Source organism: Citrobacter sp. LUTT5 (assembly GCF_009905315.1).
GTDB classification, from domain to species: domain Bacteria; phylum Pseudomonadota; class Gammaproteobacteria; order Enterobacterales; family Enterobacteriaceae; genus Citrobacter; species Citrobacter freundii.
Genome location: NZ_CP047606.1, coordinates 1,472,725 through 1,486,568 on the forward strand (window position 1 = coordinate 1,472,725; position 13,844 = coordinate 1,486,568).

The 13,844-nt window shown below is 52.9% G+C and carries 14 protein-coding genes; 6 read left to right on the plus strand and 8 right to left on the minus strand.

Annotation, left to right across the window (positions count from 1 at the left end; translation table 11 throughout):
* Positions 1-49 precede the first annotated feature (49 nt).
* Complete coding sequence (cysM, locus tag GUC46_RS06890; RefSeq protein ID WP_003838552.1) at positions 50-961, plus strand: cysteine synthase CysM; 912 nt, start codon at positions 50-52, stop codon at positions 959-961.
* Between the two features lie 91 nt (positions 962-1,052).
* On the opposite strand, the gene GUC46_RS06895 is transcribed toward cysM, so the two are convergent.
* Both GUC46_RS06895 and ptsJ read right to left on the minus strand, forming a co-directional pair.
* On the minus strand, positions 1,053-1,769 hold the full coding sequence (locus GUC46_RS06895) for a GMP synthase (RefSeq protein WP_003838553.1): 717 nt from the start codon (positions 1,767-1,769) through the stop codon (positions 1,053-1,055).
* A gap of 13 nt (positions 1,770-1,782) precedes the next feature.
* A complete protein-coding gene (gene ptsJ / locus GUC46_RS06900; protein ID WP_149912075.1) occupies positions 1,783-3,075 on the minus strand; it encodes a transcriptional regulator PtsJ in 1,293 nt (430 codons plus the stop codon).
* A gap of 82 nt (positions 3,076-3,157) precedes the next feature.
* Between ptsJ and pdxK the strand changes: the two genes are divergently transcribed.
* Positions 3,158-4,024, plus strand: coding sequence for a pyridoxine/pyridoxal/pyridoxamine kinase (pdxK, locus tag GUC46_RS06905; protein WP_160179964.1), 867 nt, complete (start codon positions 3,158-3,160; stop codon positions 4,022-4,024).
* Positions 4,021-4,260, plus strand: a complete 240-nt coding sequence (locus GUC46_RS06910) for a cytoplasmic protein (protein ID WP_130714466.1) — start codon at positions 4,021-4,023, stop codon at positions 4,258-4,260. Before pdxK ends, GUC46_RS06910 begins: the two co-directional genes overlap by 4 nt.
* Before the next feature lie 134 nt (positions 4,261-4,394).
* Here the strand turns inward: GUC46_RS06910 and crr are convergent, their stop codons facing one another.
* The 5 genes from crr to cysZ all read right to left on the minus strand — a co-directional run bounded on the left by crr (position 4,395) and on the right by cysZ (position 9,255).
* On the minus strand, positions 4,395-4,904 hold the full coding sequence (crr, locus tag GUC46_RS06915; protein ID WP_000522253.1) for a PTS glucose transporter subunit IIA: 510 nt from the start codon (positions 4,902-4,904) through the stop codon (positions 4,395-4,397).
* A gap of 40 nt (positions 4,905-4,944) precedes the next feature.
* Positions 4,945-6,672, minus strand: coding sequence for a phosphoenolpyruvate-protein phosphotransferase PtsI (ptsI, locus tag GUC46_RS06920; protein WP_003038080.1), 1,728 nt, complete (start codon positions 6,670-6,672; stop codon positions 4,945-4,947).
* 45 nt (positions 6,673-6,717) lie between these two features.
* Positions 6,718-6,975 carry a phosphocarrier protein Hpr gene (ptsH, locus tag GUC46_RS06925; RefSeq protein ID WP_003038086.1) on the minus strand — a complete coding sequence of 86 codons (258 nt, stop codon included), beginning with the start codon at positions 6,973-6,975 and terminating at the stop codon, positions 6,718-6,720.
* Between the two features lie 383 nt (positions 6,976-7,358).
* Positions 7,359-8,330 carry a cysteine synthase A gene (cysK, locus tag GUC46_RS06930; RefSeq protein WP_003038091.1) on the minus strand — a complete coding sequence of 324 codons (972 nt, stop codon included), beginning with the start codon at positions 8,328-8,330 and terminating at the stop codon, positions 7,359-7,361.
* A 163-nt stretch (positions 8,331-8,493) separates the two neighbouring features.
* The gene (gene cysZ, locus GUC46_RS06935) at positions 8,494-9,255 is read right to left on the minus strand and encodes a sulfate transporter CysZ (RefSeq protein ID WP_160179966.1); all 762 of its coding nucleotides are present in this window, start codon (positions 9,253-9,255) and stop codon (positions 8,494-8,496) included.
* A gap of 230 nt (positions 9,256-9,485) precedes the next feature.
* On the opposite strand from cysZ, the gene zipA reads away from it, so the two are divergent.
* The 3 genes from zipA (at position 9,486) to GUC46_RS06950 (ending at position 12,800) form a co-directional block, all read left to right on the plus strand.
* Positions 9,486-10,493 (plus strand): cell division protein ZipA, encoded by a 1,008-nt coding sequence (gene zipA, locus GUC46_RS06940; RefSeq protein WP_106902368.1) that lies wholly within the window; start codon positions 9,486-9,488, stop codon positions 10,491-10,493.
* Between the two features lie 71 nt (positions 10,494-10,564).
* Positions 10,565-12,580: an NAD-dependent DNA ligase LigA gene (ligA, locus tag GUC46_RS06945; RefSeq protein ID WP_160179969.1), complete on the plus strand. Its 2,016-nt coding sequence runs from the start codon at positions 10,565-10,567 to the stop codon at positions 12,578-12,580.
* Between the two features lies 1 nt (position 12,581).
* Positions 12,582-12,800 (plus strand): DUF3820 family protein, encoded by a 219-nt coding sequence (locus GUC46_RS06950; protein ID WP_003038102.1) that lies wholly within the window; start codon positions 12,582-12,584, stop codon positions 12,798-12,800.
* Here the strand turns inward: GUC46_RS06950 and GUC46_RS06955 are convergent.
* Complete coding sequence (locus GUC46_RS06955) at positions 12,797-13,795, minus strand: bile acid:sodium symporter family protein (protein ID WP_160179971.1); 999 nt, start codon at positions 13,793-13,795, stop codon at positions 12,797-12,799. The genes GUC46_RS06950 and GUC46_RS06955 overlap by 4 nt on opposite strands.
* Between the last annotated feature and the right edge of the window lie 49 nt (positions 13,796-13,844).

The following is a 13,844-nucleotide window of genomic DNA, read 5'->3' on the forward strand; positions in this document are numbered from 1 at the left end:
TATCGCCCGGTAAGCGCTGCGCCCCCGGGCTTTTTTACGAGCTCAAAACGTGAACACATTAGAACAAACAATTGGCAATACGCCTCTGGTGAAACTACAACGTCTGGCGCCGGATAACGGCAGTGAAATTTGGGTCAAGCTGGAAGGGAATAATCCCGCGGGTTCGGTGAAAGACCGGGCTGCGCTGTCGATGATTGTCGAAGCGGAAAAACGTGGAGAAATTAAGCCTGGTGATGTGCTGATCGAGGCTACCAGCGGTAATACCGGAATTGCTCTGGCAATGATCGCCGCGCTGAAGGGCTACCGCATGAAGCTGCTGATGCCAGACAACATGAGCCAGGAGCGCCGAGCGGCGATGCGTGCTTACGGGGCTGAACTGGTTCTGGTGACCAAAGAGCAGGGGATGGAAGGCGCGCGTGACTTAGCTCTTGAAATGGCGCAGCGCGGAGAAGGTAAACTTCTCGACCAATTTAATAATCCGGATAACCCATACGCGCATTACACCACCACAGGACCGGAAATCTGGCAGCAGACGTCAGGTCGTATTACCCACTTTGTCTCCAGTATGGGAACAACAGGCACCATTACCGGTGTGTCGCGTTTTCTGCGTGAGCAAGAAAAAGCGGTTACCATCGTTGGCCTGCAGCCGGAAGAGGGCAGTAGTATTCCGGGAATTCGCCGCTGGCCTGCGGAATATATGCCGGGCATTTTTAACGCCTCGCTGGTGGATGAGGTATTGGATATTCATCAGAACGATGCGGAAAACACCATGCGCGCGCTGGCGGTGAAAGAGGGTGTGTTCTGCGGCGTCAGTTCCGGCGGCGCAGTAGCCGGAGCGATTCGCGTGGCCGAACAAAATCCGGGAGCGGTGGTGGTGGCGATCATCTGCGATCGCGGCGATCGCTACCTTTCAACCGGCGTGTTTGGCGAAGAGCACTTTAACCAGGGATCAGGGATTTAGTTTGTAGGCCTGATAAGCATAGCGGCATCAGGCAAACGTACGGCACGATCGCCGGATGACGACGAAAAGCGTCTTATCCGGCCTGCCATAATCAATCGTTACGTTTTTCCACAAGCTTATCAAGGAATTGCCACAGCTTCTCATTCATCTGCTGATAATCCCATGCGCGCATCTCTTCAACGGAGCGGATGAAGCGCTTGCCTTTAGCTTCCGCCAGTTCTTGTTCGGAGTGTTGAATAAGCCCTTCTATAGCATCAGCTGTAAATTCCATATGGCACTGAAAACCATAGACGAAATTACCGTATTGTACGATTTGTCGCGGGCAGCCCTCGCTTGTGGCGAGAATTGTCGCCTGGTCGGTTAATCCAGGCATATCGTTGTGCCAGTGACCGACGGTAAGCGGTGAACCAAAATGGCTGAACAACGGATGCTGTTGGCCTGCTTCGGTCAAGGTGATCGGGTAGTGACCAATCTCTTTTTCCGGACTCTGGCACACCTTCGCACCCAGCGCTTCGCCGATTAACTGTGAACCCAGGCAGATCCCCACCACAATTTTACGTGCCGCAATCGCCTGATTGATCAGATGCTGCTCAGCCTGAGAATCAAAGTACGGGCACTCTGCCAGCGTGGTCCGGGGGGACTGCGGACCGCCAAACACCACCAACATATCGAAGCCATCCGCGTTCGCAGGGACCGCTTCCCCGGCGTAAACGTGCGACCAGGTGATGGTATAGCCGCGTGATTCAGCCCACGGCAGATACGCGCCAGCAGATTCAAAAGACTCATGAATAACAAAATGAACTCGCACTTTTTCTCTCCTGTTAGCGCTTTAGCGCCTGATGGATATCAGTCGCCAGCTTATCAATGTCGCTGTCTGATAATGTTGACAGCGTAATGCGCAGGCCGTGGGCTGGCGTATTGACGCCAAACACTTCGCCTTCGCGTACCAGCCAGCCGGACTTTGCCAGCGCAAAAGCGATCGCCTGGCTGTTATCTTCCAGCGGTAGCCACATATTCAGACCGTCACCAACGGGCAACTCAATGCCATGTCGCCGCAGAGCTGCCGTCAACTTTTGCTGCTGGGCGGCGTAAAATTGCTGAGTTTGCGCCAGCGTGTGTTGGTAAGTCTCGTCATTCAGGCAGGCGCAGGCCAAATCCTGCAGCAGATGGCTGACCCACTGACTGCCGGAGTTAAGCCTTAAACGTAGCTTCCCTGAAGTGAGCGGATCGCTGGCCACAATGGCCAGGCGTAAATCTGGTCCTAACGTTTTTGACATCGAGCGGACAACCGCCCAGTGCGTGGTTTCCTTCGCAATCACCGGATACCAGTGGCAAGCAGATAGCAGCGCAAAGTGGTCGTCGACAATCACCAGCGTCTGCGGATAGCGGGCCAGAATTTCCTGCAATTGCGCCGCGCGTGAGGCGCTCAGGCTGCATCCTGTCGGGTTATGCGCGCGCGGTGTCAGAATTACTGCCCGCGCGCCTTTCTGTAGCGCGAGTTCCAGCTGGTCCGGCAGCATGCCTTCGCGGTCAACGCTGGCCGGGTTTGCTGAGAATCCAGCATAGCGCAGCATGTTGATGCTGCTTAAAAAGCATGGATCTTCTACGACAACGCTATCACCAGGCAGCAAATGGGCGCACAGTAGCCGTTCGATAGCATCAATGGCACCGCTGGTAATATCAATTTCCCCTTTGTCGGGCATTGCATTTTGCATCCATTCTGATGCCCACGCCTTAAGTCCAGGTGACACAGCGGCATCGCCGTACAAGCGCGGACTCTTATTTATCTTCGCAAAATAATTACTCAGGTCAGGAAGTCGCGAGGGCGCTGGATTACCGCCGGAAAGATCGATAAGCGGAGTATCCGGATTACCACCTTCCAGTGCTACGGGGGCAGTAATCCCCTTAATCACCGTACCGTTGCGTCCCAGGCTCTGTGCCAACCCGGAGGTGACCAGGCGTTTGTAAGCCGCCGCGACAGTATTGCGGTTGACGTTTAATTCCGTTGCCAGTTCCCGCACTGGCGGTAACGTTTCTCCCACTGCCAGCGTGCCTGTAGTGACATGTTGACGGATACTGTCAAAAATTTCGTTAGCGGTTTTTCCGTCGATCATTATTGACCTATGACAAAATGAATTTTAGCATATGACGATAATAGTGAGGCGTAGACCCGCTGTCCAGCGAGAGGAGAAATTTATGGAGCAGGAGAGTGATATCCAGTCAGTGCTCTTCGACGACACGCATCGGGCGTTACAGACCGATATCGTCGCCGTTCAGTCACAGGTGGTTTATGGCAGCGTAGGTAACAGCATCGCCGTCCCGGCCATTAAAGCGCAGGGGTTACGCGTGACGGCAGTACCTACGGTGCTGTTCAGTAATACCCCGCATTATGAAACCTTCTACGGCGGCGTTATTCCAGCAGACTGGTTTAGCGGTTATCTCCGCGCCTTAAACGAGCGTGATGCCTTGCGCGAGCTAAAGGCGGTGACGACAGGGTACATGGGCAGCGCGGAACAAATCGTCTTGCTGGCACAGTGGCTGAAAACCGTTCTGACCACGCATCCGGACCTGTGCATTTTGGTCGACCCCGTGATTGGCGATACGGATAGCGGTATGTATGTTAAAGCCGAAATTCCGGAGGCTTATCGTCAGCACCTGCTGCCGCTGGCTCAGGGGCTGACTCCAAATGTGTTTGAGCTGCAAATGCTGAGCGGAAAGCCGTGTCGTACGCTTGATGAAGCCATTACGGCGGCACAATCACTGCTCACCGACACCCTCAAATGGGTGGTGATCACCAGTGCGCCGGGGGATACGGAAGAGATTATTCATGTTGCGGTGGTGACGGCTGAAACGGTTGAGGTGTTAGCTCATCCGCGAGTGAAAACGGATCTGAAGGGGACTGGCGATCTGTTCTGTGCCGAGCTGGTGAGCGGCCTTGTGATGGGGAAAGCGCTGACGACCGCGACGCACGATGCTGCACAGCGGGTGCTGGACGTGATGACGTGGACGCACCAGTGCGGTTGTGATGAATTAATTCTGCCACCGGCAGGGGAGGCGCGATGAAGAGTTACCGGCTGGTGGTTCGTCAGAATGGGCGTATGGTTGGACACTTTGATACCTGCGGGACAGCGGCGCTGGAAGATATCTGCGTGGCGCGGGCTATGTTCGGCATTGCGGGTGGTTACGACTGTGAGTTGTTAGTGGCGGATTCGGAACGACGGATGCTGGAGAGCGGGCCGGAAGGGATGAAGATCCTGATGCGCGAGGCGTGTTATCGCCCGGTGACTGCATACATTTAATTGCGGATGGCGCTACGCTTATCCGGCCTACGATACGAGATTCTTTGTAGGCCGGATAAGCGTAGCGCCATCCGGCAAGGTACTGCCTGATTGCCGGATGGCGGCGTAAACGCCTTATCCGGCCTACGCAAGAATTACTTCTTGATGCGGATAACCGGGGTTTCACCCACGGTCACGCTACCGGACAGTTTGATCAGTTCTTTGATTTCGTCCATGTTGGAGATAACAACCGGAGTCAGGGTAGACTTGGCTTTTTCTTCCAGCAGCGGCAGATCGAATTCAATAACCGGGTCGCCCACTTTCACGCGCTGACCTTCTTCAGCGATGCGTTTGAAGCCTTCGCCTTTCAGTTCAACGGTATCAATACCGAAGTGAACAAACAGCTCAATGCCGCTGTCGGATTCGATAGAGAAAGCGTGGTTGGTTTCAAAGATTTTGCCGATGGTGCCGTCAACAGGAGCAACCATTTTGTTACCGGTTGGTTTGATAGCGATGCCATCACCAACGATTTTTTCAGCAAAAACTACATCCGGCACGTCTTCGATGTTGACGATCTCGCCAGAGAGCGGAGCAACAATCTCAATAGTTCCGGTGTCTTTCTTATCATCAGAAACCAGAGATTTCAGTTTATCGAACAAACCCATGATCTTCTCCTAAGCAGTAAATTGGGCCGCATCTCGTGGATTAGCAGATTGTTTTTTCTTCAATGAACTTGTTAACCAGCGTCATTAACTCGTCCGTTGTCGGTTGAGCAAGAGCCTGCTCTGCTAACACCTTCGCATCTTCGAAGTTCGTGTTACGGATAATCTTCTTAATGCGCGGGATAGAAATGGCGCTCATAGAGAATTCGTCCAGACCCATCCCCAGCAACAGAAGTGTAGCACGTTCGTCGCCTGCAAGCTCACCACACATGCCAGTCCATTTGCCTTCAGCATGAGAAGCATCAATAACTTGCTTGATCAGCGTCAGCACAGATGGCGACATCGGTTGGTAAAGGTGTGAAATCATATCATTACCACGGTCAACTGCCAGGGTGTACTGCGTTAAATCATTGGTGCCGATACTAAAGAAATCAACTTCTTTGGCTAAATGACGCGCAATTGTTGCCGCAGCCGGTGTTTCCACCATTACGCCAATCTCAATGCTCTCGTCAAATGCTTTACCTTCGTCGCGCAGTTCCTGTTTGTAGATTTCGATCTCTTTGCGCAGTGCACGCACTTCTTCAACAGAGATGATCATTGGGAACATAATGCGCAGTTTACCGAAAGCAGAGGCGCGCAGAATCGCGCGAACCTGGTCACGCAGGATCTCTTTACGATCCATGGCGATACGCACGGCACGCCAGCCCAGGAACGGGTTCTCTTCTTTCGGGAAATTCATGTACGGCAGTTCTTTATCGCCGCCGATGTCCATGGTGCGAACGATGACCGCCTGAGAGCCACAGGCTTCAGCAACGGCTTTATACGCAGCAAACTGTTCTTCTTCAGTTGGCAGCGATTCACGGTCCATGAACAGGAATTCGGTGCGGTACAGACCCACACCTTCAGCGCCGTTACGTTCAGCGCCTTCAACGTCACGAACGGTACCGATATTGGCGCAAACTTCAACCTGATGTCCGTCCAGCGTGATAGCCGGCAGATCTTTCAGCTTAGCGAGTTCCGCTTTCTCGGTTGCAACCTGCTCCTGAACGGCACGCAGTTGCTCGATAACGTCGTTGGTCGGATTGACGTAAACCTGATTGTTTACGGCATCCAGAATCAGATAGTCGTCGTTTTTAACCTGAGAGGTGACGCTACCCGTACCGACGATGGCAGGCAGTTCCAGAGAACGCGCCATGATAGAGGTATGGGAAGTACGTCCGCCCGCGTCAGTAATGAAACCCAGCACCTTGTTCAGGTTCAGCTGTGCGGTTTCTGACGGGGTCAGGTCTGCGGCTACCAGGATAACTTCTTCCTGAATAGCGCTCAGGTCGATAATTGCCAGACCCAGGATGTTACGCAGCAGGCGTTTACCGATGTCACGTACGTCAGCCGCACGTTCTTTCAGGTATTCATCATCCAGCTCTTCCAGGGCTGTGGCCTGACCTTCGATAACTTCATGCGCGGCTGCATCAGCCGTCATGTGCTTATCTTTAATCAGGGCTATGATTTCCTGCTCCAGCTCCTCATCTTCGAGCAGCATGATATGCCCTTCAAAGATGGCTTCTTTTTCTTCACCGAACGTTTCACCAGCTTTGGTTTTGATCGCTTCCAGTTGCGCAGATGCCTTGGCACGACCGCTCAGAAAACGTTCAACTTCCTGATCAACCTTGTCGGCAGAAATTTTTTTCCGGTCAATGACGATTTCGTCTTCTTTCAGTAGCAATGCTTTACCGAAAGCGATACCCGGGGATGCTAAAATGCCTGAAATCATAACCCTACCTTACTTGTGACTGATATTTAAAAGAACTCGTTGAACTTACTCGAGTTCAGCCATCAGTTTAACCAGATGCTCAACTGCTTTCTGCTCGTCTTCACCTTCTGCGGACAGGGTAACAACGGTACCCTGAGTCAGGCCCAGAGTCTGCAGTTTAAACAGGCTTTTGGCGCTAGCGCTTTTGCCGTTGGAAGTCACAGTAATATCAGAAGTAAAGCCTTTTGCTTCTTTAACAAACTGAGCAGCAGGGCGAGTATGCAGACCGTTCGGAGCGGTAATGGTAACTTCTTGCTGGAACATTATATTTCCCCAACTTATAGGTTTAGTGTTGTGGAACTAAAGTCTAGCCTGGCGGTTCAACTTTAGCCTGTATTGTTAGCATCGGCGTAAACTGGACGCGACACAAAAGGAGTTCGGTGCAATCCGTTGCTGGCAACTTCTTGCCGCTGACGTTTCGTTCGTCATTAAACATTATGCCGCGAAAGGAAGAGTTGAACCAAATCATAAAATCGATTCAGCTAGCGCTTTTCCTGTAACGATTAATTTCGCGCATCAAAATAATTAGCTTGGTTAAATACCAGTTCTGGTGGGTTGAATCAATGCCAGGCGAGTTGAAACTTTGAAGCAGGCCACAAAAAAGCACCCAAATGGGTGCTTTTTTACGCGTTTTTAACATGCTGGCATTACTGTTGCAGTTCTTTCTCTGTGAAGAGATCGGCAAACAGTGCAGTGCTCAGATAACGCTCACCCGATGACGGTAGAATAACCACTATATTCTTATTGGTAAAGGTTTCATCTTCCTGCAGCTTAAGCGCGGCAGCAACAGCAGCGCCGGAAGAAATGCCCGCCAGAATACCTTCTTCTTCCATCAGGCGACGCGCAGTAGAGATTGCTTCATCATTGGTGATGGCGACGACTTTATCGATAAGTTTCAGATCAAGGTTGCCTGGAATGAAACCCGCGCCAATCCCCTGAATTTTATGTGGGCCCGGTTTAAGTTCTTCACCCGCCAGCGCCTGGGCGATAACCGGGGAGTCGGTAGGTTCAACCGCGACGGTGATCAGATCGGTTTTGCCTTTAGTGCCTTTGATATAACGGGTCACACCAGTCAATGTACCGCCGGTACCTACGCCGGAAATAAAGACATCAACCTGGCCATCGGTATCTTCCCAGATTTCCGGGCCGGTGGTTTTTTCGTGAATTTCCGGGTTCGCCGGGTTGCTGAACTGCTGCAGCAGCAGGAACTTCTCCGGATCGCTGGCGACAATTTCTTCCGCTTTCTGGATTGCACCCTTCATCCCTTTTGCGCCTTCGGTCAGCACCAGGTTCGCACCCAGAGCTTTCAACAGCTTGCGGCGCTCAATGCTCATCGTTTCCGGCATGGTCAGAGTCAGTTTGTAACCGCGGGCTGCGGCAACGTAGGCTAGCGCAATCCCCGTGTTGCCGCTGGTCGGTTCTACCAGCTCAACACCCGGTTTCAGTACACCACGTTTTTCGGCATCCCAAATCATATTGGCACCGATACGGCATTTGACGCTAAAGCTCGGGTTACGAGATTCCACCTTCGCCAGAATGCGTCCGTTACCGATACGGTTCAGTCGAACCAGCGGCGTATGACCGATAGTCAGCGAGTTGTCTTCAAAAATCTTACTCATGGCCTGTCCTTAACTGTATGAAATTGGGATACCGCTTCAGCATACCTGTTGAGAAAGTATGGGGAAGTAAGGAAATCGCATATCTATATGCTGATGGGAAATAATGCCTTGCAGTATGGAATAAGAGCGGGCATAAGCCAGCCCGCTTTTACACATTTTTGCATTACTTCCATAACGCGTGCTTAGCACGATAGCAGTCTACCCACATCGCCGTAGCACCACAAACCGCGACCGGCATGATGAACAGATTGAGCACCGGAATCATGATGAACAAACTGGTTAATGCGCCAAATTGCATATTGGTGACCTTGCGTGTGCGCAGCGCGACGCGCATCTCCTTAAAAGGCACCTTATGGTTATCAAACGGATAATCGCAGTACTGAATGGCCAGCATCCATGCGCTGAACAGGAACCACAGCACCGGGGCGACGGTCTGCCCAATACCCGGAATGAAATAGAGGATCAGCAATACGATGGCGCGCGGGAGATACCACGCCAGCTTTTGCCATTCACGTTTCATAATACGGGGAACATCTTTCATGATGCCGAGAACACCGGTGTCAGGCGGTGTTGCGCCCGTTAAGCGCGCTTCCAGTTGTTCAGCCAGCAGACCGTTAAACGGCGCGGCAATCCAGTTGGCTATGGTGGAAAAGAGGTAGCCGAACACCAGTAGTACGGAGATAGTGACAATCGGCCACAGCAAGTAGCTGAGCCACTGAAGCCAGTCAGGGACGTGACTCATCAGCGCGGGGATCCAGCTATCGAGTTGTGTGAATAGCCACCAGAATGCGCCGCCCATCAGCAGGATATTCACCAGCAAAGGCAGGATGACAAAGCGACGAATGCCCGGTTGGGTGATGAGCTTCCATCCCTGTGAAAAGTAATAAAGGCCGCTGCGAGGTACGACTGCAGATGATGAAACCATGGTCAGGACATACTCCTTGTTATATAAGCTCTGGTAAACTTTGCGTATCTTACCGGGTTGTTGAGCGTTAAGCTGTTCAGAAATGTTCGAAAAAACAGCAAAAAGCACAATTTTGTTCATCTTTATGCCGTGAAAGCCAAGAGTGCACTTGCACTTGGCGTAATCGACAAATACTCTTAGTGAGTAAATGTTTGCCGTGGTGGCAAGGTGTTAGAACAACAGAGAATATAATGATGCAGGATTTGCGTCTGATATTAATCATTGTTGGCGCGATCGCCATAATCGCTTTACTGGTACATGGTTTTTGGACTAGCCGTAAAGAGCGGTCTTCTATATTCCGCGATCGCCCACTGAAACGCATGAAGTCTAAACGTGAAGACGAGGATTCGTTCGACGACAACGTCGAGGAAGACGAAGGCGTGGGCGAAGTTCGCGTTCATCGTGTGAATCATGCTCCCGGTAACGCGCAGGAACATGGTGTTCCTCCTCAGTCGCCGCAACACCAGTACCAGCCGCCTTATGCGTCGGCTCAGCCGCGTCAACCCGCGCAGCAGCCTGCACAAGCGCCGGTACCGCCGCCGCATGCTCAGCCGCAGCCTGTACAACCGCAGCAGCCGGCGCAACATCAGCCTGTTCAGCAACAACCTGTACAGCAGCCGATGCAGCATCAGCCCGTTGCTCCGCAGGTTCAGCAGCCCGTGCAGCAAGCACCGCAACCTGCGCCGCAGACTTTTCAGCCTGCAGAGCCTGCCGTTGAACATCAACCGCAGCCTGAGCCGGTAGTTGAAGAAGCGCCTGCTGCTGAAAAACCGCAGCGTAAAGAAGCGGTCATTATTATGAACGTAGCGGCGCATCACGGTAGCGAGCTCAACGGTGAAGTGCTGCTCAATAGCATTCAGCAAGCCGGTTTTAAATTTGGCGATATGAATATTTTCCATCGTCATTTGAGCCCGGATGGCAGCGGTCCGTCGCTGTTCAGCCTTGCCAATATGGTTAACCCAGGAACGTTTGACCCCGAAATGACGGGTGATTTCAGCACCCCTGGCGTAACTATTTTTATGCAGGTTCCGTCCTATGGGGACGAGCTGCAAAACTTTAAGCTGATGCTGCAGTCCGCACAGCACATCGCCGATGAAGTGGGTGGTGTGGTGCTTGACGATCAACGTCGCATGATGACGCCGCAGAAACTGCGCGAGTATCAGGACCGCATCCGCGAAGTTAAAGAATCTCGCGCCTGATTCTCCTTTGGCGTGACATCTCCTTGCTAAACCCCCGCCTGTCGGGGGTTTTTTATCATTGATGGTGCGATATGGAATCAATCGAACAACAACTGACAGAACTGCGAACCACGCTTCGCCATCATGAGTATCTCTACCATGTGATGGACGCGCCGGAAATTCCAGATGCGGAATACGATCGTCTGCTGCGCGAACTCCGCGAGCTGGAAGCGCAGCATCCGGACCTTATTACCCCTGACTCGCCAACCCAACGCGTTGGCGCCGCCCCGTTAACGGCGTTCAGTCAGATTCGCCATGAAGTGCCGATGCTGTCGCTGGATAACGTGTTTGATGAAGAGAGTTTTCTCGCCTTTAACAAGCGCGTACAGGACCGACTGAAGAGTACGGACAAACTAACCTGGTGCTGTGAGCTGAAGCTTGACGGGCTGGCGGTGAGTATTCTCTATGAAAACGGCGTGCTGGTTAGCGCCGCAACGCGCGGCGATGGCACCACCGGGGAAGACATTACCTCGAACGTGCGCACCATTCGTGCGATCCCGTTAAAACTGCGCGGCGATAACATTCCGACGCGTCTGGAAGTGCGCGGCGAGGTGTTCCTCCCGCAGGCCGGGTTTGAAAAAATCAACGAAGAGGCCCGCCGTACTGGCAACAAAGTGTTTGCTAACCCGCGAAATGCGGCGGCTGGGTCATTACGCCAGCTCGATCCGCGTATCACAGCGAAGCGACCGCTTACTTTCTTCTGCTATGGCGTTGGTGTGCTGGAAGGTGGTGTGTTGCCCGATACCCATCTGGGCCGTCTGCTGCAATTTAAAGAGTGGGGATTGCCGGTGAGCGACAGAGTGGCGCTTTGCGACTCTCCGGAGGAAGTACTTGCTTACTATCATAAGGTTGAAGAAGACCGACCGACGCTGGGATTCGATATCGATGGTGTGGTGATCAAAGTCAACTCTATGGCCTTGCAGGAACAACTGGGTTTTGTTGCCCGCGCGCCGCGTTGGGCGGTGGCCTTTAAGTTCCCGGCGCAGGAGCAGATGACCTTTGTCCGCGATGTTGAGTTTCAGGTTGGACGTACAGGGGCGATTACGCCTGTCGCCCGCCTTGAGCCAGTTCAGGTTGCAGGGGTGTTGGTCAGTAACGCCACCTTGCACAATGCGGATGAAATTGAGCGTCTTGGTTTGCGTATTGGCGATAAAGTCGTCATTCGCCGTGCGGGCGATGTCATCCCGCAGGTAGTGAACGTCGTGCTTTCCGAGCGCCCGGACAATACCCGCGAAATCGAGTTTCCCACCCACTGTCCGGTATGCAACTCTGACGTTGAGCGTGTGGAAGGCGAAGCGGTTACTCGTTGTACCGGAGGTTTAATCTGCGGGGCACAGCGGAAGGAATCATTGAAACACTTCGTTTCCCGCCGTGCGCTGGATGTCGACGGCATGGGCGACAAAATTATCGATCAACTGGTCGAGAAAGAGTATGTCCATACGCCAGCGGATCTCTTCACGCTGACCGCAGGTAAGCTGACCGGTCTTGATCGCATGGGGCCGAAGTCGGCGCAAAACGTAGTGAATGCGCTGGAAAAAGCGAAAGAGACCACGTTTGCCCGTTTCCTCTATGCGCTGGGTATTCGTGAAGTCGGCGAAGCGACGGCTGCAGGTCTGGCGGCATATTTCGGCACGCTCGACGCGCTGGAAGCCGCCTCTGTTGAAGAGCTGCAAAAAGTGCCGGATGTCGGCATCGTGGTGGCGACCCACGTGTTTAATTTCTTTGCCGAAGAGAGTAACCGCGAGGTGATCGTCCAGCTTTTGGAGCAGGGGATTCACTGGCCAGCGCCGGTGGTTATCAACGCTGAAGAAATCGACAGCCCCTTCGCGGGTAAGACGGTGGTGCTGACCGGGAGCCTGAGCCTGATGTCACGCGATGATGCCAAAGCACGACTGACCGAGCTGGGGGCAAAAGTGGCCGGTAGCGTGTCGAAGAAAACCGATCTAGTGATTGCGGGGGAAGCGGCGGGCTCTAAACTGGCAAAAGCGCAGGAGTTGGGCATTGAAGTGATCGACGAAGCTGAAATGATCCGCTTACTGGGTGACTGAGATGGAAAAAGAGCAGCTGGTTGAAATCGCCAATACCGTGATGCCCTTTGGCAAATATAAAGGGCGTCGGCTGATTGATGTACCGGAAGAGTATCTGCTGTGGTTTGCCCGTAAGGATGAATTCCCGCCGGGCAAGCTCGGCGAACTGATGCAAATCACGCTGCTGATTAAAACTGAAGGGCTGACGCAACTGGTGCAGCCCCTGAAACGCCCGCTTTAAGCCTTTGCGGCGCGGCTTTTCTGCTGCGCCTGCAATGCGTCCGTCTGTTGCTTGTAGCGACGTGCCAGCACCGCACAAACCATCAGTTGAATTTGATGGAAGATCATCAGCGGCAGCACCATCATTCCTATCACTGACGTCGGGAACAGAATATTTGCCATTGGGATCCCATTCGCCAGGCTCTTTTTCGATCCGCAAAAGACAATGGTGATCTCATCGGCTTTGTTGAAGCCGCATTTACGCGCAACAAAGACGTTGATGCCAATCACGATTGCCAGCAATACGATGCTGACCACCACGATAAACAGCAGTGAGCCAATCCCCACTTTGTGCCAGATCCCGTTCACCACGGCTTCACTGAAGGCGGAGTAAACCACCAGTAAAATGGATGATTGATCCGTTTTTGCAATCCATTTTTTATGTCGGGACACCCAGTTACCAATCCACGGACGCGAAAGATGTCCCAGTAAGAACGGCAGCAGCAGCTGCAGCATGATTTTCCCCACCTGCTCCAGGCTGCCTTCTGCGCCGTGCATATTCATTACCAGGCCAACCAGCAACGGCGAGAGAAAAATACCCAGCAGGCTGGAGGCCGAAGCGGAACACACGGCGGCGGCAACGTTACCCCCCGCCAGCGACGTAAAGGCGATTGCCGACTGCACCGTGGCCGGCAAAATACACAGGTACAGGAAACCGGTGTACAGCATCGGGTCAACATTAACCGGCGCCCACCAGGCGAACAGAACGCCCAGCACCGGGAAAACAACAAACGTGCTGCACATCACCCACAGATGCAAACGCCAGTGACTACCGCCGGCAATAATTGCCTCACGAGAGAGCTTCGCCCCGTGCATAAAAAACAGCAGGGCAATGGCAGCGGTGGTTAAGCCTTCAAAGAAAGGCACAAAGCCACCTTCGGCTGGGAAAAAGGACGCCAGTAATACGACCGTAATCAACGTAATCGTGAACGGATCAAGGATACGAAAAAGTTTCATAAAAGCTCCTGAAATTCAGTAGCAACATTTTGCGTTTTTCCATTTGAGA

Coding starts and splice junctions, on each gene's coding strand:
- ptsJ (WP_149912075.1), bottom strand. CDS start 3,075: ATGATCGACGGAAAAACCGCTAACGAAATTTTTGACAGTATCCGTCAA.
- pdxK (WP_160179964.1), top strand. CDS start 3,158: ATGGAGCAGGAGAGTGATATCCAGTCAGTGCTCTTCGACGACACGCAT.
- GUC46_RS06910 (WP_130714466.1), top strand. CDS start 4,021: ATGAAGAGTTACCGGCTGGTGGTTCGTCAGAATGGGCGTATGGTTGGA.
- crr (WP_000522253.1), bottom strand. CDS start 4,904: ATGGGTTTGTTCGATAAACTGAAATCTCTGGTTTCTGATGATAAGAAA.
- ptsI (WP_003038080.1), bottom strand. CDS start 6,672: ATGATTTCAGGCATTTTAGCATCCCCGGGTATCGCTTTCGGTAAAGCA.
- ptsH (WP_003038086.1), bottom strand. CDS start 6,975: ATGTTCCAGCAAGAAGTTACCATTACCGCTCCGAACGGTCTGCATACT.
- cysK (WP_003038091.1), bottom strand. CDS start 8,330: ATGAGTAAGATTTTTGAAGACAACTCGCTGACTATCGGTCATACGCCG.
- cysZ (WP_160179966.1), bottom strand. CDS start 9,255: ATGGTTTCATCATCTGCAGTCGTACCTCGCAGCGGCCTTTATTACTTT.
- zipA (WP_106902368.1), top strand. CDS start 9,486: ATGATGCAGGATTTGCGTCTGATATTAATCATTGTTGGCGCGATCGCC.
- ligA (WP_160179969.1), top strand. CDS start 10,565: ATGGAATCAATCGAACAACAACTGACAGAACTGCGAACCACGCTTCGC.
- GUC46_RS06950 (WP_003038102.1), top strand. CDS start 12,582: ATGGAAAAAGAGCAGCTGGTTGAAATCGCCAATACCGTGATGCCCTTT.
- GUC46_RS06955 (WP_160179971.1), bottom strand. CDS start 13,795: ATGAAACTTTTTCGTATCCTTGATCCGTTCACGATTACGTTGATTACG.